At 71.2% G+C, this 21,563-nt stretch carries 21 protein-coding genes and 2 pseudogenes; 8 read left to right on the top strand and 15 right to left on the bottom strand.

All coding sequences use genetic code 11. The features are described 5' to 3' along the window. A pseudogene (locus ABZ818_RS35350) lies at nt 1-356 on the top strand (hypothetical protein); the annotation flags it as partial. Nucleotides 357-1,007: 651 nt separating this feature from the next. Here ABZ818_RS35350 and ABZ818_RS35345 read toward each other — a convergent pair. Beyond that, nucleotides 1,008-1,586, bottom strand: a complete 579-nt coding sequence (locus ABZ818_RS35345) for a fasciclin domain-containing protein (RefSeq protein WP_361424061.1) — start codon at nt 1,584-1,586, stop codon at nt 1,008-1,010. Nucleotides 1,587-1,785: 199 nt separating this feature from the next. Between ABZ818_RS35345 and ABZ818_RS35340 the strand changes: the two are divergent. After that, nucleotides 1,786-2,035, top strand: a pseudogene (locus ABZ818_RS35340) (UTRA domain-containing protein); the annotation flags it as partial. Between the two features lie 103 nt (nt 2,036-2,138). Then, entirely contained in the window at nt 2,139-2,492 is a 354-nt protein-coding gene (locus ABZ818_RS35335; RefSeq protein ID WP_361424058.1) for an antibiotic biosynthesis monooxygenase, read from the top strand. Nucleotides 2,493-2,703: 211 nt separating this feature from the next. On the opposite strand, the gene ABZ818_RS35330 is transcribed toward ABZ818_RS35335, so the two are convergent. From ABZ818_RS35330 to ABZ818_RS35320, 3 genes are read right to left on the bottom strand one after another with little or no spacing between them, the layout of a single operon-like run. Further along, on the bottom strand, nt 2,704-3,693 hold the full coding sequence (locus tag ABZ818_RS35330) for an LLM class flavin-dependent oxidoreductase (RefSeq protein WP_361424055.1): 990 nt from the start codon (nt 3,691-3,693) through the stop codon (nt 2,704-2,706). Between the two features lie 59 nt (nt 3,694-3,752). Then, on the bottom strand, nt 3,753-3,920 hold the full coding sequence (locus ABZ818_RS35325; protein WP_361424052.1) for a hypothetical protein: 168 nt from the start codon (nt 3,918-3,920) through the stop codon (nt 3,753-3,755). A 5-nt stretch (nt 3,921-3,925) separates the two neighbouring features. Continuing rightward, on the bottom strand, nt 3,926-4,855 hold the full coding sequence (locus tag ABZ818_RS35320; RefSeq protein WP_361424049.1) for a lanthionine synthetase LanC family protein: 930 nt from the start codon (nt 4,853-4,855) through the stop codon (nt 3,926-3,928). 99 nt (nt 4,856-4,954) lie between these two features. On the opposite strand from ABZ818_RS35320, the gene ABZ818_RS35315 reads away from it, so the two are divergent. Both ABZ818_RS35315 and ABZ818_RS35310 read left to right on the top strand, forming a co-directional pair. Next, nucleotides 4,955-5,179, top strand: a complete 225-nt coding sequence (locus ABZ818_RS35315; RefSeq protein WP_361424046.1) for a hypothetical protein — start codon at nt 4,955-4,957, stop codon at nt 5,177-5,179. Beyond that, nucleotides 5,179-5,349, top strand: coding sequence for a hypothetical protein (locus tag ABZ818_RS35310; RefSeq protein ID WP_361424043.1), 171 nt, complete (start codon nt 5,179-5,181; stop codon nt 5,347-5,349). Before ABZ818_RS35315 ends, ABZ818_RS35310 begins: the two co-directional genes overlap by 1 nt. 179 nt (nt 5,350-5,528) lie before the next feature. On the opposite strand, the gene ABZ818_RS35305 is transcribed toward ABZ818_RS35310, so the two are convergent. Next, on the bottom strand, nt 5,529-5,720 hold the full coding sequence (locus tag ABZ818_RS35305) for a hypothetical protein (RefSeq protein ID WP_361424040.1): 192 nt from the start codon (nt 5,718-5,720) through the stop codon (nt 5,529-5,531). A 16-nt stretch (nt 5,721-5,736) separates the two neighbouring features. Here ABZ818_RS35305 and ABZ818_RS35300 point away from each other — a divergent pair, with 16 nt between their 5' ends. Beyond that, nucleotides 5,737-6,816 (top strand): cation:proton antiporter, encoded by a 1,080-nt coding sequence (locus tag ABZ818_RS35300; RefSeq protein WP_361424037.1) that lies wholly within the window; start codon nt 5,737-5,739, stop codon nt 6,814-6,816. Between the two features lie 653 nt (nt 6,817-7,469). Then, nucleotides 7,470-9,572: a hypothetical protein gene (locus tag ABZ818_RS35295; RefSeq protein ID WP_361424034.1), complete on the top strand. Its 2,103-nt coding sequence runs from the start codon at nt 7,470-7,472 to the stop codon at nt 9,570-9,572. A gap of 94 nt (nt 9,573-9,666) precedes the next feature. Here the strand turns inward: ABZ818_RS35295 and ABZ818_RS35290 are convergent, their stop codons facing one another. Continuing rightward, the gene (locus ABZ818_RS35290; RefSeq protein ID WP_361424064.1) at nt 9,667-12,351 is read right to left on the bottom strand and encodes a SpoIIE family protein phosphatase; all 2,685 of its coding nucleotides are present in this window, start codon (nt 12,349-12,351) and stop codon (nt 9,667-9,669) included. 133 nt (nt 12,352-12,484) lie between these two features. On the opposite strand from ABZ818_RS35290, the gene ABZ818_RS35285 reads away from it, so the two are divergent. Further along, the gene (locus tag ABZ818_RS35285) at nt 12,485-13,306 is read left to right on the top strand and encodes an IclR family transcriptional regulator (RefSeq protein WP_361424031.1); all 822 of its coding nucleotides are present in this window, start codon (nt 12,485-12,487) and stop codon (nt 13,304-13,306) included. A gap of 16 nt (nt 13,307-13,322) precedes the next feature. Here ABZ818_RS35285 and ABZ818_RS35280 read toward each other — a convergent pair whose 3' ends face one another. From ABZ818_RS35280 to ABZ818_RS35240, 9 genes are all read right to left on the bottom strand, one after another. Then, the gene (locus ABZ818_RS35280; RefSeq protein ID WP_361424029.1) at nt 13,323-13,832 is read right to left on the bottom strand and encodes a hypothetical protein; all 510 of its coding nucleotides are present in this window, start codon (nt 13,830-13,832) and stop codon (nt 13,323-13,325) included. A 147-nt stretch (nt 13,833-13,979) separates the two neighbouring features. Then, entirely contained in the window at nt 13,980-14,261 is a 282-nt protein-coding gene (locus tag ABZ818_RS35275) for a hypothetical protein (protein ID WP_361424026.1), read from the bottom strand. 206 nt (nt 14,262-14,467) lie between these two features. Continuing rightward, nucleotides 14,468-14,707, bottom strand: a complete 240-nt coding sequence (locus tag ABZ818_RS35270) for a chaplin (RefSeq protein WP_361424023.1) — start codon at nt 14,705-14,707, stop codon at nt 14,468-14,470. A gap of 1,258 nt (nt 14,708-15,965) precedes the next feature. Then, entirely contained in the window at nt 15,966-16,586 is a 621-nt protein-coding gene (locus ABZ818_RS35265; protein ID WP_361424020.1) for a chaplin, read from the bottom strand. Nucleotides 16,587-16,716: 130 nt separating this feature from the next. Then, the gene (locus ABZ818_RS35260; protein WP_361424017.1) at nt 16,717-16,944 is read right to left on the bottom strand and encodes a chaplin; all 228 of its coding nucleotides are present in this window, start codon (nt 16,942-16,944) and stop codon (nt 16,717-16,719) included. A gap of 254 nt (nt 16,945-17,198) precedes the next feature. After that, nucleotides 17,199-17,426 carry a rodlin gene (locus ABZ818_RS35255; protein ID WP_361424014.1) on the bottom strand — a complete coding sequence of 76 codons (228 nt, stop codon included), beginning with the start codon at nt 17,424-17,426 and terminating at the stop codon, nt 17,199-17,201. Further along, a complete protein-coding gene (locus ABZ818_RS35250; RefSeq protein ID WP_361424011.1) occupies nt 17,423-17,590 on the bottom strand; it encodes a hypothetical protein in 168 nt (55 codons plus the stop codon). Before ABZ818_RS35250 ends, ABZ818_RS35255 begins: the two co-directional genes overlap by 4 nt. Before the next feature lie 413 nt (nt 17,591-18,003). Further along, nucleotides 18,004-18,867 (bottom strand): ABC transporter permease, encoded by an 864-nt coding sequence (locus tag ABZ818_RS35245; RefSeq protein WP_361424008.1) that lies wholly within the window; start codon nt 18,865-18,867, stop codon nt 18,004-18,006. Then, nucleotides 18,864-21,515, bottom strand: coding sequence for a CocE/NonD family hydrolase (locus ABZ818_RS35240; protein WP_361424005.1), 2,652 nt, complete (start codon nt 21,513-21,515; stop codon nt 18,864-18,866). The genes ABZ818_RS35245 and ABZ818_RS35240 overlap by 4 nt, the downstream gene beginning before the upstream one ends. Nucleotides 21,516-21,563 lie beyond the last annotated feature (48 nt).

The following is a 21,563-nucleotide window of genomic DNA, read 5'->3' as shown; positions in this document are numbered from 1 at the left end:
AAGGCAGGTCGATGATGCTGTACGACGAGTCCGAGACGGATCTGCCCACCGGACGGCCTCAGGCCGACGAGGGGTATGAACTGCTGCGCTCCTACGCACTGCTCGTGGACCCGGAGACCGACCACCTCGACATCGAGGACACCACACCGGGAGCGGACCCCGCTGCCGGACGGACCCGCAAAACGCTCACTTCCCAGGTTGCCCTCTTCGCCCTCTTCCCGGGCGAGCGCTTCACCATTCACGCAGTAGCACGAAACGGCTCCCATTCCCAGAACCTGGGCGAGCCATACGAGCTAATCGGTCCTGATCCCGGGGCCGGGCCAGAACTCCCCAGTTGGCTCGCTGACCTGGGCTGAGAAGCGTGACCGCCCTATAACGCCCGTAGTTCGCTTCGAGGGGCGCACCGTGACACCTCCGCTCGGACCGTCTCTGGGCCGTGCGGGGGTGCGCCTCGTGTACATCGGCTACGACGGCTACCTGCTCACCACCCGTGGCCGGACCATCGGCAAGCAGTGGGATGAAGATCCAGGTCGGCATGCCCCATGACGGATCGCTCCCGACCGGCTGGCCTGGCTGGCTGCGTGCCGCGGCCTACGGCCTGCCGGGGGTCCTCGCGGGCGCCGGATGGGCGCTCTGGGCGATCAACGTGCTGCCGGCGCTCGTCCCGTCCGCCCTCGGGATCCTCTGGCTGATCAACGTCCTGTGGTTGCTGTGGGACAAGCCCTGTGGGACAAGCCCTATCGCCAGGCGCTGCACGACAAGGTGGCCAAGACCGTCGTGGTCTCGGCCCAGTGAACGGTACTCACGGTTCGGCGGCGCTCTGGCAGCCGTATCGCCCGATACGCGGGCTCGGCCAACCTTGTTGAGCCCCGACATCCCGGGCTCGGAGCCCGTGCGACCTAAGAGGTGGGCAGCACGGGCATCCGTGTGCTCGTCATCGCGCACTCCGACAAAGAGGGTGCCGCCGCGACCAGGAAAAGGCCATCGAGCGGGAGCGCTTCAATGTGTCAGGACGGTGGCTGGAGCACGGAGTCGATGACATACACAGTGGCGTTCGCAACCTTGATGTTGCCGCAGACGATGTTCGCCTTGCCGTTGACTTTGAAGTCGGTGCCCGATCCCGACGTGGTCAGCTTCCCGCCTTCCAACGTCGTGAAGGAACCCTTGGAAAGTTCGCTTGGGGTGATTTGCTTGTCCACGACATGGTAGGTCAGCACCTTCTTCAGTTGGCCCTGATTGTCCAGTAGGGAACTGAGGTGCGACACGGTCAGCTTCTGGAAAGCCTGGTTGTTGGGCGCGAAGACGGTGATGTTGGGCTTCCCGTCGAGGGAGCCGCTCAGCCTCGCCCTGACCACGGCTGAGACCAGCTGGCTGAGTTGTGGATGTGCGGCCGCACCCTCCGTGACCTTGTCCTTGGACGTGTCAACCTTCTCGGAGAGCGCCGCACAGCCGGGACCGAATGTTCCCGACGGGCTGGGGGACGGACCCTGCGCGTGACTTTGCGATGTCAGGCCGCCAAGCGTGAGGGGTATTGCGATCGCGGTTGCCGCGGCAGCTTTTGCTGTACGTGTAGTAGTGAAACTCATAGCAAACCCTCCTCCCGTGGAGGCGTGAACGCTGCATGAGTCTGTGTCGCGGAAGTCGTCGCTTCCGCCGGAGCAGTGGTACGCCCGGACACGGGACCCGTCACCACCCCACCCACCGAGGGTATCCGGCAAGTGCCGGCAACCGCATCTTGAAGCACGGGCTCGCCGACGTCCTCAACGGGCGAGGGACGCTCACCCCGTGAAATCCATGACTGACTGGGAAGACGACGAACACCAGCGGCCCGAAACAGCCGGCACCGGCGGAGATCGCGGTGCGGTTGGGCATCGCCGAGGGTGAGCTGTGCGTCCGGACGTCATACGAGTTTCTGGTCGGCGGCAGGCCGGTGCAGTTGTCGACGAGTTGGCAGCCGTACGACCTCGCCGCCGGCAGTCTCGTCGTCCTCTCCGAGGGAGGGCCGCACGCCGGGGCGGGTGTCGTGAACCGGATGCAGCCACCGTTCGCCCCAATGTTCCCCGTCCCTCGCGCCGTTCCGTGAGCCAGAAGGCTCGTGGCCGTTTCCGGGAGCCGGCGGAGAGCCTTACCGTGGCGCGATGAGCGATCACTCGGAAGCGCCTGCCGCGCCCGTCGAGGCCTTTGAACCCCCTTACTACGTGGCTGTCTTCACTACGGTGCGCACCCAGGAGCAGAGCGGCTACAGCGAGACCAACGCACGCATGGAAGACCTGGTGAAGGACGTCCCTGGGTTCCTGGGGATGGACCACGCGCAGACTCCTGGCGGGCTGGGCATCACCGTCGGGTACTTCCGCGACACCGATGCCCTCACGGAGTGGCGGAGCAACGCCGAGCACCGCGCGGCGCAGAAGCGCGGGCAAGCCGAGTGGTACCAGAGCTACACGCTGCACGTGGCGAAAGTGGAGCGCAGCCACGGGTTCACGCGAGCGTAGGTCCGCAGAGCCCGACAGCGGGCTGACCAATGGCCGGGTTTCACCGGGCACGGCGAAGCCCCGGGCACTCCCCCGATGATCGCGGAAGGCTCCGAGGCTGTCCCGCTGTAACCGGTTTCACCCGGATGGCCACCGCTTCCACGGGACGCCGACCGCAGTAGTACGGCGTGGCGAAAAACGCGTGTGGGCGTGTGCCGACGGCGCGTAAGACCTACGCGTTCCAGCACACGCCCCGGGCGGAATCCTCGGCGGTGTCAGTCTCCGGCCGTGCTGCTCGCGGCGGCCGTCTGCTCGTCCCAGTCCTGCATGACGTCCTCGACGTCCCGACGTTCATCGGGTCGAAGTCCACGACGTCCGCGATGGCACTCACACCCGAGATCATCGAGATGAACCCGACACGCGAGTTCTGCGTGACCATCTTCTGGATCTGCAGGGCCCGCTCCTCGTACTCCTCGCGCAGCCGGGTCGGGTCCATGAAGAAGGGCACATAGGCCAGGATGTCCTTGAACATCTGGCGGTACAGCGTGTCGAACCGCTCCAGGGCGAGTTGCTCCTGCTCCGCGTCCTCCAGTGCGGCACCGATCGCCCGCGCCGCCAGCCAGGCCGCCGAGGTGCCGAGCCACACGCCGGAGGAGAACAGGGGGTCGATGAACGCGGCGGAGTCGCCCACCGCGACCCAGCCGGGACCGTGGAAGGTGTCGCACACATGGGACCAGTCACGTGTGGTCTTCATGGCCCGGTCGGCCACCTCGCCCGCGAGGGCCGCCATCTTCGGGCGCAACACCCCGAGGCCCACCTCCACCTGCGGCGCAGGGCGCTGCAGCAGCCGGGCGGCCACCGAGAAGTACTTGCCCTCGACCATGGCGTCCTCACCCGACACCAGGGCACGCACGATCGTCGCGTACTCCCGGGAGGCCTGCAGCGGTCTGGCGTACGGCCGGCCCAGAAGGGCGCTCTGGAACGACACCGGACCTGGCCCGAACCCGGCCACGACGGAATGACCGGTGGCGAGTGCGACCGAGCGCGCCTCGAAGGCCGCCTGGTAGGGCGACCGCATCGGCATCAGGGACACCCCGAATCCCATCGGGACGCGGATACCGATTCCGGCGAGCCACTGGGCCAGGTGGTGGGGGTCGAGGACCAACGACTGCCCCTGCCAAAGACTTTCGGCAGCGGTCCACTGCACGAGGTTCGCGAACATCACCGCCGGTTCGGCGGGCCGGCACCACCGGCAGTAACACGGAGTACTTCATCGTCGCCTCACCGCCTCCGCCGACGTACCGACACGATCAGCGAGATGACGGCGCCGGCCGCCACACCGAGCGCGGCACCGCCCCAGTTGTCCTGCGAGATGGCGACGGTCGCGATGACAACCCCGATGAACAGGGGGAACGCCGGCGCCATACTGCCTTGCTTGCCTTGCTTCATGACTGCTACTTCCTTGCTTCCGGTCGTGATCGCCAGTCTTCCGCAACGACGGTCGCGTCACGCTGCCGTGGTACGGCCGGGGCCGGTACGGGCGGTGCGGTCAGCGCGACCGGTACGAAGGCCGGGTCGGTACCGTCGAGTGCGGTGTTCAGCATCAGATCGGTGTGGCCGATGCCCGACCAGCCGAACATGTAGCCCAACAGCGAGGTCCTTCCCGGGCATCCGGTGTGGAACCCGTTACCGCGGGCCGTCTCCGCCACCCGCCGCCGGAAGCCGGCCGCCCGGTCGAGCAGGGACCGGTCCCCGAGGATCCGGCTCGCCGCGATCAGCGACTGGATCACGCCGCTGGTGCCGTGGCACACCGACAGGTCCACCGGACCCTGGGACGGCAGCCGCGTCGCCCCGTCCGCCAGCTCCGGCAGGCGGCCGTCCGTCAGCACCTCCGGCCGGCCCGCCGACGTGAGGATCTCCGCCGCGACCAGCAGCAGACCCGCGTGGCCGTTGCACCAGCCGGGAACCGGGGGCAGCTCGCCCTCGGCCAGTCGCTCCGTCAGCCAGTCGCCGGCCGCGCGGGTCGGGCCCCGGTCACCCGTGAGGCGGCCGATCCGCGACAGGGCCCACTGCATCCCGAGGTCGCCGTGCGCGACGTCGAACCACGCGCGGTCCCGTGCCCTCTTGGCCTGATCGAGCACCAGGTCGCACAGACGCGACAGCCGGCCGGCGTCCAGCGGTGCGTCCTGGCCCGCTTCCAGACGGGCCAGCACGGCCATGAGGAATCCGGCGGGACCGTTGGCCAGGTCCGTCTCCAGCGTGCCGGCCTCGGTCCGCTCCGGGATCCTCCGGAGGAGCTGCTCCACCCAGGCCCGGTCTTGCTGGTCGGGCCGGATGAGCAGCATCGAGGCCGCGCCGGTGAACACGCTCTCGGGGGCGGCCATCAGCGCCTCCCCGTACGTTTCGAGGAGCGCGTTCAGACCGCGGTCGGCACCCAGGTACAGCTCCCGCAGCCCCGGGTCCTGCCGCCGGGGCCGAAGGACATGATGGTGACGGTGCTGTGGTTCCTCCTGACCTTCGCCATGTTCGCCTCGCTGTACGCCGCGGCGGGGTCACTGGTGTCACGACCGGAGGACCTGCAGGGTGTGCTGACACCGGTGATGGTGCTCGCGCTGGCCCCGGTGGGCGTCGCGACGGCGGCTGCCGCCCATCTGTCCGCGCCCTGGGTGTCGGTCGTGCAGTACATACCCCCCTCTCCGGCCTGGTGATGCCGCTCAGGTCCTCGGTCGGCACGGTGACGGCGGTCCAGCAGTTCGCCGCCGCCGGCGTCCTGCTCCTGGTCACGGCCTGCTGCATGGCCCTCGCCGCGCGGATCTACCGCAACTCGGTGCTGAGGGTCGGTGCGCCGGTCCGGTGGCGGCAGGCCCTGGCCGCCTGACGGGTGTTTCCGGCGGCAGGAGGCAGGGGCCCGACGGCGAACCACCGGGCCCCTGCGCTGCCCTCGACGCCGGTCCTCTGTCCCGCCCCACCCGTGGGTGGGCGTGCCGTTCCCTCTTCCCGAAAGCTTCCCGAGAGCCGGAGGATGCCATGGGCGCCAACCCTGACCTTGTGCACCTGTTAGTGGGACTCGCCGCCGCCGTGCTGCTGTCCCGGATCGCCGGACGGGTCGCCGTCCGGCTGCGACAGCCACCCGTGGTCGGCGAGATCGCCGCCGGCGTACTGATGGGCCCCACGATCCTGCACGGCGCCGTCGGCGAGTTCCTCTTCCCCCACGACATACGCCCGCTGCTCACCGCGGTCGCCAAACATCGGGCTCGCCCTCTTCATGTTCGGCGTCGGCCTGCACCTGCAACCGGCAGCCCTGCGGGGCCAGTTGAGAGTGGCGGGAGTCGTCGCGGCCGGTGCCACGGCTCCCGTGTTCCTGCTCGGCACCGGCCTTGGACTGCTGTTCTTACCGGAAGGTGCCGACGACCGGTCCGGCGGCGGTCAGGCCGGTGCCGTCATCTTCCTCGCCCTCGCGCTCTCCGTCACCGCCCTGCCCGTCCTGGCCCGCATCCTCGTCGACCGGGGCCTGACCACCACCCGCGAGGGCACCGTGGCCATGGCGTCCGCAGCGGTGGTGGACGTGCTGGCCTGGATCGGGCTCGCCGCCGTCACCGCGGCCGTGTCGGGCGGCGGGGCCGGTGCCCTGCTCTTCGTTCCGTATCTGCTGCTCATGCTGATGGTGGTACGGCCGCTGCTCGCGCGTACCACCTGGCGGCCCGGCCCGCTCCTGCTGATCGTCGGCGCGCTGCTCTCCGCTGCCGCCACCGAGGCGATGGGAACGCATCTCGTCTTCGGTGCGCTCCTCTTCGGCCTCGTCGTCCCGCGCGACCACGGGAACTCCGGCTCCGCGTCCCCGGGCTCCGCGTCCTCCGGCTCCGCCCTCTCGGCGTACGACCGGCTGCGCGACACCGTGGAGCAGTCCTCCTCCCTCCTGATGCCGGCCTTCTTCGTGCTCAGCGGCCTCACGGTGGACCTCACCGGCCTGAACGGCCACGGCTTGCTCGAGCTGGCGCTGATCCTGGTGACCGCGGTGGTGGGCAAGGCCGGCGGCACCTACGCCGCCGCACGGCTCGGCCGCCTGCCGGCCCGTTCGGCGGCCGTGCTCGCCACCCTGATGAACACCCGCGGCCTGACGGAGCTGGTGATGCTCTCCGTCGGCCTCCAGCTGGGCCTGCTCGACCAGGACCTGTACTCGATCATGGTGGTGATGGCCCTGGTCACCACTGCCATGACCGGCCCGCTCCTCACCCTCCTCGAGCGCCGCCGCCCGGCGTCGGATCCGGTGCCCGAAGACGCCGGATCCGACGACAGGCCCGTGGCCGGCGCCGGGCGCCCGGCACCTTCCGACACCTTCGGCTGAGGCCCACGGCACCTTTCACGGACGGGCCCTGACCGCGATGCCGGACGGGATCCGACGAGGCCCCCTACCTGCGGGTCGCCCGCTGGCAGGGGGCCTTCGACGGCTGCTGCGTCACTCCTTCGCGCAATCCGCACTCTTCGCGATCACGACTCCGGGCACTAACGGGCAGGCTCGCAACCTGCCCCATCCGGGCCGGCGGAAATGCCGCTGTGAACTCGTCACTTGTAGCGAGATCGCCACGTGTTCAATGTCTCACCCACCAATGGAGTACCAAGACCGGTCACAGCGTCGGCAAATTCACTCCACAGCCTCGACCCATCGGGTTCAAAGACAGGAACAACACCCCGCTTCGAATACAACACGGAGCGTCAGCACAGCTCAGCGGCATGATCCTTGATCTTTCGAATATGCCTGGCCACAGCCGCTTCGGCACAGCCACGCCACGCATTTCGTGAGGGGCGCCACACGGTTACTTGAAGGTCACATCGGGCACAGTGATACACCGTTCCTTCAAACAAAATCCTCCTGTTCTCCCTGGAGTCAGGGATGTCCCATAGGTAAAGTCCGCTGAAATTTGAAGGAAAACATCCGTAAGCATCGGCTTCCGGCCCGTGGTCATCCGAGCGCGCAAGTCGGCAGGTCCGTGCACAAGGATGGTGATTGGCCTGGAGCCCGCGAAGTTGTCAGCAATACCCCCACCCGCTCGGTTGCGCACCGCCGCGGCGCGCCTCCTCCTGCCCACAGTGCTCGCCCTCTCGTTCGCCGCTCAGGCAGTAGGTGCGCTCCTCCCCAGCGTTCCCCTGCTCGTGGCCTCCACCACTGTCGGGCTGGCGGCGGACATGGCCCTGCACCGGTGGCAGCGGAACGTGACCACCACCCTCGGGAAGCTGCACGCGACCGTGACCGTGCGCCAAGTCATCCGGGACCTTCTGCTGGTGACCGGCCTGATCCGCATCAGCAACGAGGACTACGAGACGAAATACCTGGCTCTGGTCTGCGGTCTGCTGCTCTTCTACGCCCTGCATTTCGCGTCCCAGGCGCTTGCGATCCTCGTACGCCGCACCCGCACCCTGCCCGTGGTGACCCGGAACATCGACGCCTCGCCGCTGCTGCTGAGCCCCGCTCCCCCGGCGCTGCTGGCGCAGCGCTCCGGGCAGCGGCTCCTCGCGTTCGGTCTGCCCTCGGCGGCCGGACTGCTGACCACCGCGGTGGGCGGTTCGGCCTGGTGGGCCGTCGCGGGAATCGCCCTGTCCGCCGCCCTCGCCCTGGTGGCCAACGGCATACTGCTGCGGCGGCTGCTGCCGGGACGCAGGCCGGTGACGAGCGAGCAGGCGCTGGAGTGGTTCGACGCCTGGCTCGCGGAGTACCAGCCGACGGTGGGCATGTACTTCTCCGGCGGCACGAGCTCGGCCTATCAGGCGAACATGTGGCTGGAGCCGCTGTCCCGGCTGGAGGGCCGCCCGCTGATCGTGCTGCGTGAGCGCTTCATGATGAACCAGATCGCGTCCACCGACATCCCGATCGTGTGCCTGCCGAAGGTCGCCGACCTGATGAGGCTGGAGCACTCGACCCTGACGATGATGATCCACCCGTCGAACTCCGGGAAGACCTCGCAGGTGTTGCGCATCCCGACCATCAAGCACGCGTTCGTCAACCACGGCGAGAGCGACAAACTGTCCAGCTGCAATCCGTATGCGAAGGCGTACGACGAGGTGTGGGTGGCCGGTCCCGCGGCGCGCGAGCGGTACGCCCTGGCGAACGTGGGTGTCGACGACAACGACGTCGTGGAGATCGGACGCCCGCAACTGGACGCGATCGAGCCGTACGCCGGTGCGCCCGTGGGCCCGTACACCACGGTTCTCTACGCCCCCACGTGGGAGGGGTGGGACGGCAACCCGGGCAACACCTCGGTCATCGAGGCCGGCGAGAACATCGTCCGCACCCTCCTGGCCGACCCCGGGGTCCGGCTCCTGTACAAGCCGCACCCGCTGACCGGCTCGGTCGATCCGCGGGCGGCATCCGCGAACACCCGGATCCAGGAGATGATCCGCGCCGCGAACACGCTCCGTGCCGCGGAACACTCCGATGAGCGACCCGCGCCCTCCGCGGCGGCGGAACTGGCCCGGCGGACCGCCGAACTCGACCGGCTGACCACGTCCTCGTTCCGGGCGAGCGCGGACAACACGGAGCGGATGCTGTTCCAGTCGGTCCCGGAACCCGGTCGAGCCGCGGCCGTCGCCGAGGCGACCGCCGCCTGGGAGACCGCGTACTGGGCCTCGTTCCCCGCGTGGGAGCACCGGATCATCACCGAGGCGCGGCCGACCGTCTACGCCTGCTTCAACGTGGCCGACCTGCTGGTCAGCGATGTCTCCAGCGTCATATCCGACTATCTGGCGAGCGAGAAGCCCTACGCCGTCGCCAACACCAGCGGCCTTCCGGAGCAGGACTTCCGCGACACCTTCCCCACCGTCCGGGCAGGCGCCGTCCTCACTCCGGACGCCTCCGCCGTACCGGACCTCCTGGAGTCCGTGCGCCACCCCGAGAAGGACACCCACGCCGAGGCCCGCGCCGAGCTCAAGCAACACCTGCTCGGCCCGAGCGATCCGCCGTCCGCCGTCCGCTTCAACGAGGCGGCCCGTGCGCTGAGCGCGGAACCCGGCGGACACCGGGCGGGTACGGCGGCGCGAGCGCTCACCGCCATCCCGGCACAGCGGGACACCAGGTCACCGCTGGGCAGCAAGCACGTCAGGCGCTGATCCCGCAGGCCTGTACGCCCCTGCCGCCCGTGGGGCGGAGATGCCTGCGGACAAGAAGCCGGGGTCCGGCGGGCAGCGGGCGGTCAGGGCCGGGTCACAGCGTCCCGTCGTCCCACTGGTCGAGCAGGTCGCCGCCCACGGGGCCGTCGGCCGCCCCCGTCCCGCCGTACAGCGGCTGCTCGGTCCAGATGACCTTGCCGGTGGGGGTGTACCGGGTTCCCCAGCGCTCGGCGTACCGGGCGACCAGGAACAGACCGCGCCCGCCCTCGTCCGTGGTCGCCGCGTACCGCAGATGGGGCGAGGTGCTGCTGCCGTCGGAGACCTCGCAGATCAGTTTGCGGTCACGCAGCAGGCGGACGTGGATGGGGGCACTGCCGTAGCGGATGGCGTTGGTGACCAGTTCGCTGAGGACGAGTTCGGTGGTGAAGCTCGCGTCCTCCAGGCCCCAGTCCTTCAGCTGCCGGGCGACGTCGGCGCGGACGCGGGAGACGGCCGCGGGGTCGGCCGGCACGTCCCAGTCGGCGACCAGATCGGGATCGAGTACGCGGGTACGGGCCACCAGCAGGGCGATGTCGTCGCTGGCGTGGTCCGGGGGAAGGGCGTCGAGCACCGCCTGGCAGGTCTGCTCCGGGGGCCGGTCGGAATGGGCCAGCGCGGCACGCAGGAGTTCGAGGCCGGCGCCGATGTCCCGTTCGCGGTCCTCGACGAGCCCGTCCGTGTAGAGGACCAGCTGGCTCCCCTCGGGCAGCCGCAGTTCGGTGGCCTCGAACGGCAGGCCGCCCAGGCCCAGGGGCGGTCCGGCGGGCAGGTCGGGGAAGGCCACACTGCCGTCCGGGGAAACGAGGGCGGGCGGCGGGTGGCCGGCCCGGGCCAGGGAGCAGGTGCCCGAGGACGGGTCGTAGACGGCGTACAGGCAGGTGGCCCCCGCGAGCGCCTCCTCACCGCCGTCGGCCGGGCCGTCCCGGTCGAGCCGGGCCACCAGGTCGTCCAGGCGGGCCAGCAGCTCGTCCGGGGCGAGGTCCAGGGCGGAGAAGTTGTGCACCGCGGTGCGCAGCCGTCCCATGGTGGCCGCCGCGTGCAGCCCGTGTCCCACCACGTCGCCGACCACCAGGGCCACCCGGGCTCCGGACAGTTCGATCACGTCGAACCAGTCCCCGCCCACCCCCGCCTGGGCCGGCAGATAGCGGTGGGCCACCTCCAGGGCGCTGTATTCGGGCAGGCCGCGGGGCAGCAGGCTGCGTTGCAGGGTGACCGCCATGGTGTGCTCGCGGGTGTAGCGGCGGGCGTTGTCGAGGGCGACGGCGGCCCGGGCGGCCAGTTCCTCGGCGAACGGTACGTCCTCCGCGTCGAAGGCCTCCTCCCGTCGGCGCCAGAAGTCCACCACCCCCAGTACCGTGCCGCGGGCACGCAGCGGCACCGCGATCAGGGAGTGGATGCCGCGCTCCAGGACGCGCCGTGCGCGATCGGGATCGGCCGCCCGCCACTCCCCCGCCTCCGTCAGCTCCGCCTCGAGCGCCCCTCGACCGCTCTCCACGCATCGGGCCTGTGGTGAGCCGGGCGCGAAACTGAGCCGTCGGCCCACCTCCACCAGCGGCTGGTACCCGGGACGGCCCCGCGCCGCGGCCCGGCGCACCTCGCTGACCGCCCCGGTCGGCTCCTGGCCGCGCAGGACCTCCTCGACCAGTTCGACGGTGACGACGTCGGCGAAGCGGGGAACGGCCACGTCCGCCAGTTCCTGCGCGGTGCGCGACACGTCCAGGGTGGTGCCGATCTTCATGCCCGCGTCGTAGAGGAGTTTCAGGCGCTCGCGCGCCACCTCGGCGCGTCCCGACAGCGCCCGCAGCTCCGTGGTGTCCCTGAGCGTCACCACACTCCCCTCGTACTCTCCGCACGGGGCGGTGGGCCGCTTGTTGACCGCGAGCAGGGTGTCGGCCGTGAGGTGGACCTCGTCGCTGGCCGTGCGCTCCGACGTCAGCAGCTCGGCGATGCCGGCGTCCAGGGGCAGATCGGTGACCTTCTGCCCCTCCGCGTCCGGCGGCAGTTCCAGCAGCCGCAGCGCCTCGTCGTTGGCGAGCAGCAGCTGTCCGTCGCCCCCGACGATCAGCACGCCCTCGCGCACCGCGTGCAGGACGGCGTTGTGGTGGTCGTACATCCGCGTCATCTCGGCCGGCCCCAGGCCGTGGGTCTGACGCAGCAGCCGCCGGCTCACCAGCGCGGTGCCGGCCGCGGCCAGGACCAGCGCCCCGGCCGCCGTCCCCAGCAGGACCGGGAGCTGCCGGCCCGCCGAGGTCTCCACCTTCTGGACCGTGATCGCGACCGCGACGGTGCCGACGGCCCCGCCGCCCGGCCTGGTGACGGGGACGTACGAGACCACCGAGCGCCCCTGGGTGGTCTGGATGGTCTGGGTGACCGCGGAGGGCGGCGGCTTGCGGAGGCCGAAGACCGGTTTGCCGATGAAGGCCGGGTTGGGGTGGGTGTAGCGGATCCCGTCCTTCGAGTAGATGACGACGAGGTCGACGTCGGTCCCCTTCATGATCTTTTGCGCGACGGGCTGAAGCACCTTGGTGGGGTTGGGGCCGGTCATCGCCTTCAGCGTGTCCGGCGCGTACGCCAGCGTCTCGGCGATGCCCAGGGAGCGTTCCCGGGCGTCCTTGGCGCTGTCGTCCCCGGCCTGGAGCACCAGGGCGACCAGCGCGGCCGCGACGATCAGTACCGCGATGACCACTTGCAGCAGGAACACCTGGCCCGCGACGGTGCGCGGCCTGAACAGTGACCGCAGCCGCCCCGTGGGTGGCGTCGGCGAGTTGTCGCGCCCGCCGCGCCGGAGGGATCGACGGGAGTGTGCGATCACTCCTCCATTTTGCTCCCTGTGTCCCGGTCGGCATTCCGGCAAGGGCATGATGGAGCGCACCATGGCAGGCAATACGACGGACGAGATCCCCGACAACGGTACGGCCGGCTCCGGGCGCGGTATGACCGTGCTGCGCAACGGCATCGGGGTACTGCGCACCTTCAGCGTCGACGAGCCCGAGCTGGGCGTCACCGAGATCGCCACCCGGACCGGACTGCACAAGTCCACCGTGTCCCGCATCCTCGCCACGCTGGAGCAGGACGGCCTGGTCGAGCGCGACCCGGGCTCCCGGCGGTTCCGGCTGGGGCTCGGCGTGATCGCGATGGCGGGTCCGCTGCTGGCCGACCTCGATGTGCGCCGGGCGGCGTACCCGGTGCTCCAGGAGCTGAGTCACCGCACCGGCGAGACCGCGGCGCTGCTGGTGTGGAACGGCGCCGAGGCGGTCTGCGTGGAGCAGGTGGCGAGCCGGCACGAGGTCAAGCACAGCACTCCGCTGGGCACCCGCTACCAGACGGCGGCGAGTTCCTCGGTGCAGGTGTTCCTCGGCCGGCTGCCCTCCGAGCGGGTACGGACCTTGGTCACCGGCGGGGCCGTGGTCCACCCCGGGCTCAGCGACGCCGCGGTCGACGCCTATCTGCTCCGCCTCGCGGAGAGCGCCGAGCGCGGCTACGCCGTCAACTACGGCGAGACCTCGGTGGAGGAAGTGGGCGTCGCCGCCCCGGTCTTCGACCACCGCGGCGAGGTGGTCGCCTCGGTCCTCGTCTCCGCGCCCCGGTTCCGGGTATCCCCCGAAGGGCTCCCGGTCCTGGGCGAGACGGTGCGCGATTCCGCCGCCCAGGTCACCGCGCGCCTCGGCGGACGCCGGCCCACGTCGGACGGCTGACGTCTCTCCTTCGCCGCTACAGGCCGGGACCGGCCGTCAGGTCGGCGCCCGGTGTGGTGCGCAGTACAGGAGCGAGGACGGCCAGCTCCGGCTGCTTCAGGGCGGGCAGTTCACCGGGGTTCGGGGCGGTCAGGGGGGCGTCCAGGGCGAGGCCCGGGGTCAGGCTCCGCACGTCGGAGGCGGGCAGGCCGACGCCGACGTGGTCGAAGCCGTCGTCGAGGGTGTGGGCCAGCGGGGCGCGCAGCTCCAGGCCGGGCAGCCCGCCGTCGACCGGCAGCCGCGGCACGGCGCGTTCGGGCAGGAGCCGTCCCTGGACGAAGCGCGGGGGTTCCGGCACGCGCGCCGTGGGCAGCGGCAGTTGTCCGCCGACCTCGGGCAGTTCCGTGCCGAGGGCCGCCTCCGCGCCGCCCAGCGGGACGGGGACGGGAGCCGTGCCGGCCGCGACGGCGGGGGTCTCTGCCGCGCCCATGGCTGCGGCGACGCCCGTGATGACGGCGGCGAGGGTTCCTCTTGTGATCGACTTCATGTCAGGTACGGTCCCTTTCCGGGTGGGGCTCGACGTCCGTACCGCCCAACGATCCTGACGCCACCACCAGCACGGGATTCCCCCGAGTGCCGCAGTAGTACGGCGGGTCCGGCCGGTACGGGGCGGCTGGCTCACGCCTCTCTCGGCTCAGCGCTGCAGCGTCAGGCCGCCGAGCAGCGGCTTGGGGGCGTTCAGGGTCTGGGTGGCGCCGTTCACCGTGTGGAGCAGCGAGTCCTGGTTCTCGGTGTTGAGGGCGTCGGACTGGTGCTGGAGCGGCATGACGTCGACGGGGCCCTTGGTGAGCGTGTTCACGGCGCCGTTGAGGCTGTTGGGCGTGAGGTCGGCGGCGTTCTGGGCGAACGCGGGCGCGGCGGCGCCTGTGAGGGCCAGGGACCCGGCGAGGACGGCGGCAGCCTTCAGGGCCTTCATCGTGTTCCTTTCTTCGGCGACGTCGGTCACCTCGGGGCATTGCGTCGCCCTGCCCAACGAGCCGCGGCCGGACCGGAAACCCCGGCGGCCCGAATTCGCCGGGTACTCCTACGGGATCTGCGACACAGGGGGTCTCCTACGCGTCCGGCCGCCGTCTCACGGGAGGAACCCGGGGACGGGGCCGGACGGAGGAACGCGCGCGGACGTCAGCCGTTGACGCAGGCGTTGCCGAACGTCGGGTTCAGCACGCCGATGACGTCGATGGTGTTGCCGCAGACGTTGACCGGAACGTGCACGGGAACCTGGACGACGTTGCCCGACAGCACGCCCGGGGAGTTGGCGGCGCCGCCGGTCGCGCCGCTGCTGGCGGCGGCGATGCCGGCACCACCGGCGACGGCCGCTGCGGCGACGGAGGTAAGGACCAGGCCCTTGGCGATACGCGACATGGAGAGGTGCTCCTTGGGTTGATGCAAAAACACCCGGGCGGGGATGCCCGGCGTTGTGTCAACGCGTGGCAGTCCCACGAGTTGTGCCGCCAAAGGAGTGATCTCAAAGGTTTCCGCAAGCACGTCCGGCTCGCCTCCCAACACCGAGGACGGGCCACGACCAGGGGCCGGCCGGCGCCGCCGGCAAGCCAGGACCGAGGCGGGCCGGGAGCGGGGACGAGCCAGGAACGGGGGCGGACCGGGACCGCCGACTGGCTGGAGCCGGTGGCGAGCCTGGACCGGGGGCGGGCTGGGACTGGCGGCAGGCCACGGCCGGAGGCGAACCAGGACAGGGGGGCGGATCGGGGCCCGCAGCGGCCCAGGACCGGCAGCGGACCAGGGCCGGCAGCGGGTCGGTACCTAGGGTCGGGCCACGGCCGGAGGGCAATCCAGGACCGGAGCCGAACCAGGGGGCCCACAGCAGGCCCAGGACCAGAAGCGGACCAGGACCAGCAGCGGGGCCAGGACGAGGGGCGGGCCACGGCCGGAGGCAAGCCGGGACCGAGGGCGGACCGGGGCCAGTGGCGAACCAGGACCGGAGGCGGGCCACCGGCCCGGGGGGAACCCAGGACCGGAGCGGGCCACGGCCGGAGGCGAACCAGAGCCGCGGGCTGGCCGGGGCCGGGGGCGCCGGGACCGGGTAGCGGACCAGGGCCGGGGGCGGGCTGGGACTGGGGGCAGGCCACGGCCGGAGGCGAACCAGGACCGGGGGGTCGGACCGGGACGCGCAGCAGGCCAGGACCGGCAGCGGGCCGGAACCGGAGGCGGACCAAGACCGAAGGTGAGCCACAGCCAGGGGCGGACCAGGACCAGGAGCGGACCAGGACCAGAGGTGGGCCAGGACCAGAGGCGCGGCAGGGTTGGCTGTGGGCCAGGAGTGGCGCGGGCCGTAGCCGGTGGCCGGCCGGCAGCGGGCGGCAGATCCGGACGTCGGCAAGACAAGTGCGCCCGGACGCCAGGCAGGCGAGCGCTCGGCCGACAGCAAGGCAGACGCGACGGCCGGCAGCAAGACGAGCCCGCCGGCCCCAGTCAGACGAGACCGAGAACCAGCGCGAGCCCGTCGGCCGGCAGGAAGACGAGTGCGCCGGCCGGCGGCAAGACGGGCACACCGACCGTCAGCAGAACGGGCACGCCGGCCGTCAGGGAAAACAAGAACGGGTGCCGGACAGCATGTCCGGCACCCGTAGGGGGCCGCTTCGCCGGCCCGCGAGATCCAGCCCTAGCGGTGCGACGCCGCGCGGCCGCGGCGGTAGAGGATCACGCCGCCGGCGATCAGGGCCGCGCTGGCGGACGAGGATGCCAGCAGGGCACCGGTGCCGGTCTCGGCCAACTGCGGGGCCGCGTCAGGCGTGGCGTGCTCGAAGGCCGCCGGAGCCGGCAGGGTCTGGGCACGCTGGGGCTCGGCCACCGGCTCGTTCACCAGCTCGTCCACCGGCTCGTCCACCACGCGCGGCGGGGTGTTCGTGGTCGGCGTTTCGGCGGCCGGTGTGGGCGTCGGCGTGCCCGGGGGAGGCGGAGTCGTGGAGCCGCCGCCGGTCGGTGGCGTGACACCTGGTTCCGGCTCCGTGACGGGCCCGGGCCGGGGCCCGGGCGCCGGTGAGCCGTTGGCGCAGCCGTTGCCGAACGCCGGGTTGAGCGCCGCCACCACGTTCACGGTGTTACCGCAGACGTTCACCGGCACCGAGACCGGTGCCTGGATGGTGTTCCCGGACAGCACGCCGGGCGAGTTGGAGGCGGTACCGTCGGCCTGCGAGTCGGCCAGGGCGTAGCTGCCGCACAGGGTCAGCATGCTCGTCGCGGCGGCGGCCGCGAACACTCCCCTGCTCAGAGTCTGTCGCAATCTCGTTGTCTTCCTGCTTGCAGCCGCCAGGTCTATGCGGCTTGAAGAAGTGGGAGGGCCGGCCTTGGGCGAGAGATCGATGTCCAAGGCCGGCCGTGACACAGCCGGTGCGGCTGGGTGCGCCGGACGGTCAGCCGTTGGCGCAGGTGTTGCCGAACGCCGGGTTCAGCAGCGCGATGACGTTGACGGTGTTGCCGCAGACGTTGACCGGAACGTGCACGGGAACCTGGATGACGTTGCCCGAGAGCACACCCGGGGAGTTCGTGGCGGTACCCGAGGCCCCGGAGTCGGCGAAGGCGGGGCCGGCCATGCCCAGGGCCACGAGGGCGCCGGTGACGACAGCAACGCTCTTCTTCATGAAATGTTCCCTTCTTGGGGACGATGCCCCGATGACGGTCAGAAACCGATTGAACACAACCGATACGGTCGTGATGCTGAACGAGGAATAGCCGTAATGGGAAAACGCGGAACGTGAGTCGCCGAGCACTTCACTCGATTGACCCTCGCGGCCATACGATTCACCCTCGACTGCATTGCCGGAAAGAGCTCTTCGGAAAGGTCCGGGCAGTCCTCGGCCGAAGCGGCAAAGGACCATGGGCCACCTGACTCGACTCAGCTCCCGGTGTTGGCGGAGAAAACCGACAGGTTGTCCCGGAGGTGCGAAAGCGCGGCGTCCCGCTTGGCCTGGGTGGAGGTGTCCGAGCACTGCTGGTTCTGCTGGTCCGACAGAACCGGAACGTCCTGGACGTCGACGGCCTGCAGCACACCGGCGCTGGTGTCGCCCAGGCCGAGGCACGGCTTGTTGAGCGACCCCCGGGTCGGCGAGAACTGCGGGCTCACAGTGCCCTCGTGGCCGAGTTGCCGAACGACGACGAGGCTCCGGCGCCGTTCGAGACGGTCGGGCCACTGTCGTCGCCGATGGCAAGCGCCGCGGGAGCGGCCGTCACCGGCATATCGACGACAGAAGCGGCGGCCGCCGCGGCGACCTTTGCCTTCTTGAGCACTGCGCGGTCCTTTCCTCTTAGCGACGCAGGTCCTACGCCCTCATCAACCCGGCGCCGCATGTTTGGTTGCGGGGGTTCACCCGCTTGGACGCCACCGCATCCAAAACTCCGGAAAATCACGGATTCCAAAAAACACACAATCAGTCCGCACCCTCGACCGACGGAGTGAACGGGAGAAACCGGGGTGTGGCCGCGCAGTTGACCAGAGCGCTCCGGCGTGGAACGCGGTTTTTCAGAAAGGACTGGTCAGTGATGAGGAAGTTTGTCGCCACCGCGGCCGTCGCCGCGACGGCGGGCCGACCGTCACGAACGGCCTGAACTCGTGGGGGAGCTACGTCAACTCGACCACGTACGGGAACGGGTTCGCGGCGGGCCGCCCGGTGGTTCGGGCGGGCCCGCCGCAAGCGCGACTGCTACGACACCACGTCCTTGCGGGCGAACCCGCGGAAGGCCAGGGCGAACAGCACCAGCGCGTAGCTGACGGAGACCGCCGTGCCCTGGATCATCCCGGACCACTCGGGGTGCGGCTGCACGGCGTCGGCCCAGGCGTACTGCCAGTGCGCGGGCAGGAAGTCGCGCCAGTGCCCGAGGGCCGTGACGGCGTCCAGGACGTTGCCCACGATGGTCAGGCCGACGGCACCGCCCACGGCGCCGAGCGGCGCGTCCGTCCTGGTGGACAGCCAGAACGCCAGTGCCGCGGTGACCAGTTGCGACACGAAGATGTACGCCACGACCACCAGCAGCCGCTGCGCCGCGGTGCCCGCGTCCAGCGCGCCACCGGTGGGGATCTCCAGCGGGCCCCAGCCGTAGGCGGCCGTGCCGACGGCGAGGGCCACCAGCGGCAGCAGCAGCATCGCCGCCAGGCTGAGCCCGAGTCCGACGACGAGCTTGGACCACAGCAGCCGGGCCCGCGGCACGGGCGCGGCGAGCAGGTAGCGCAGGGAGGACCAGCTCGCCTCCGAGGCCACCGTGTCCCCGCAGAACAGCGCCACCGGGATCACCAGCAGGAAGCCGGCCGAGACGAACAGGTTCACCGCGGCGAAGTTGGCCGCGGACGCGGTGGCCGTGTCCATCAGCGTCACCCGGCCGCTGCGGCCGCCCGGACCGCCGCCGATCGCGAAGGCGACGGCCAGCACGACGGGCAGCGCGGCCAGGATGCCGCCCATGACGAGTGTGCGGCGCCGCTTGAGCTGCCGCACCAGCTCCACCCTCAGGGGCAGGGTGCGGCCCGCCCGGTATCCGGAGGCGACCTCGCTGCTCTCGGCGAGCGTGCTCATGCGGAACCTCCGATCAGGGTGAGGAAGGCGTCTTCGAGCCGGCGGTGGGGGCCGACCGAGACGACGGGCACCTCCAGCCGGACCAGCTCCACGACCAGCCCCCGCGCCGTGCCGCCGGTCTCCAGCCGGACCAGGAGGCCGTCCTCGGTCCGCAGTGCCGAGGCGACGCCCGGCAGGGCGGACACCTTCTCCACGACCGGGTCCTCCACCGGGGTGGCGGTGCCGACCAGCAGGGTGTCCCCGGAGCCGACGATCTCACCGACCGGACCCGCCTGCACCAGCCGTCCCCGGTCCATCACGACCAGGTGCGTGCAGGACTGTTCGACCTCCGAGAGCAGATGGCTGGAGACGATCACCGTGCGGCCGTCGGCCGCGTAACGGATCATCACCTCGCGCATCTCTCGGATCTGGGGCGGGTCGAGGCCGTTGGTGGGCTCGTCCAGGATCAGCAGGTCCGGCAGGCCCAGCATGGCCTGCGCGATCGCCAGGCGCTGGCGCATGCCCTGCGAGTAGGTGCGTACCGCGCGGGCCAGCGCGTCGCCGAGGCTGGCGATCCGGAGGGCCTCGTCCAGGTGTGCGTCCTCGGGCGGGCGGCCGGTGGCCCGCCAGTACAGCTCCAGGTTCTCCCGGCCGGACAGATGGGGCAGGAAGCCGGCGCCCTCGACGAAGGCGCCGACCCGCGACAGCACGGGCGCGCCGGGCCGGACGGCGTGGCCGAAGACGCGGATCTCGCCGGCGTCCGGCTGGATCAGGCCCATCAGCATGCGCAGGGTGGTCGTCTTGCCCGCGCCGTTCGGCCCGAGCAGGCCGAGGACCTGGCCCTTGTCCACCTGGAACGACAGGTCCCGTACCGCGTACCGGTCCGCCGACCTCGCGTACCGCTTGCTCAGGCCGGTGATCCGCAGCGGGACGTCGGCCAGTTCCGGGTCGGGTGCGGGCGCGGCGGTGCGGCGGCGGGCGGTCAGCAGCAGGGCGAGCGCGACCGCCGCGCCGGCCGCCGGCAGCCACCACACCCAGCCGGGCAGCGGCGCCGCCGCGGTGGTCACGCCCGGCGCGGTCGGCACCTTCAGATCGCTCTTCAGGCCGACGGTGTACGTCGCGGGGGCGGCCGGTGAGGCATAGCCGAGGTCGGTGGAGGCGAGGACCAGGCGGAGCCGGTGGCCCTTCTGCACCTCGTGATCGATCGCCGGGAGGGTGAGGGTGACGTCCTTGCCGGCCTTGGCGCCCTCGACGCGCACGGGGGCCACCAGCTGGGCGGGCAGCACCGGCTGCTCCTTGCCCGGTCCCACGTCGTACAGCTTGGCGAAGAGCACCGCGTCGTCGGCGGTCGAGGTGACGTGGACGGTCACCATGGGCGATCCGGTGATGCGCAGGCCGCCGCCGAGCGGCGCGGAGTCGAACCGCGCGTACTGGCCGGGGAAGTCCAGGGACACCCCGACGCCGAGCGAGGACAGCTGGGCCAGGCCACCGGAGCCGCCGAGGCCCGGCAGGGAGGACACGGCGGGCGGGTTGGCCCCGGCGGGGTTCTCGAAGCGCCGCTCGCCTCCGCGCAGCGCGATGGACCGCTGCCCGCCGTCCAGTCCCGGATAGGCGCTGCCGCTCGCGCCCCGCAGCAGGGCCCGGCCGTCGGTGGAGTCGACCCCGCCGGTGCGGGTGATGCGGAAGGCGGGGCCCGTGTCGGCGTTCTTTTCGCCCTTGAGGTACCGGTCGAACCAGGTCTTCACGCGTGCCTCGACCCGGCCGGTCTCCAGGTCGCCGCCGTCGTGGCCGCCCGCGATCCAGTCGACGTCGACCGGGGCGCCGGTCGCCCGGATCGCCCGGGCGGCGGCGTCGGCCTGGCCGAGCGGGAAGAGGGAGTCGGTCTGGCCCTGCACCAGCAGGGTCGGCACCTTGATGCGGTCGGCGACGGCGGACGGCGAGCGCTCCTGGAGCAGTGCGCGCGCCTCGGCGTCCGGCTTGCCCGACTCGGCGACCCGCTCGTACATCCGGCACAGCGCGGGCTCGAACTCGGCGCATCCGCCGCCGGAGTTGATGAAGGCGCCCGCCCACAGCTTCTTGAAGACGCCGCCCGGGAAGAGCGCGTCCGCGAGGTTCCAGTAGGTGATCGCCGGGGCGATGGCGTCCACCCGGCGGTCGTGTCCGGCGGCGAGCAGGGAGATCGCTCCGCCGTAGGAGGCTCCGGCCACGCCCACCCGCGGGTCGCCGGGCCCGTCGAGCTGCACCTCGGGCCGTCGCGCGAGCCAGTCGATCAGCTTGGAGACGTCGGCGACCTCGCCCTCGGGGTCGTTCAGCCCGATCTTGCCGGTGGATCTGCCGAAGCCGCGCGCCGACCACGTCAGCACCGCGTACCCGTCCCTGGCGAGGTCCTGCGCCTGCCGCCGTACGTCGTCCTTGCTGCCGCCGAAGCCGTGCCCGAGCAGGACGGCGGGGTGGCGGCCGGGCGTGGCCGGGGTGAAGTACGAGGTGTCGATCCGCACCCCGTCGCCCGTGGTCATCATCCGGTCGGCGCGGTGCACAGGAGGCGGGTCGTCGGAGGCGATCGCCGTCCACGTGCCGGCACCGGCCAGCACGACGACGGCGGCCCCGGCGGCCAGCAGGCGCCGGGGCCTCCGCGGCAGCCCGCGCAATCCGGGCAGTCGAAGATCCATGTCCTCCACCGTACGGGCCGCCGCCGGCGACCGAAGCCGCCGCCGGAC

Origin of the sequence: Streptomyces sp. NPDC047453 (assembly GCF_040643155.1) — a bacterium.
In the GTDB taxonomy this organism is placed as follows: Bacteria; Actinomycetota; Actinomycetes; order Streptomycetales; family Streptomycetaceae; genus Streptomyces.
Note: the sequence above shows the minus strand (reverse complement) of the source record. Positions and strands in the feature narration are given on the sequence as shown.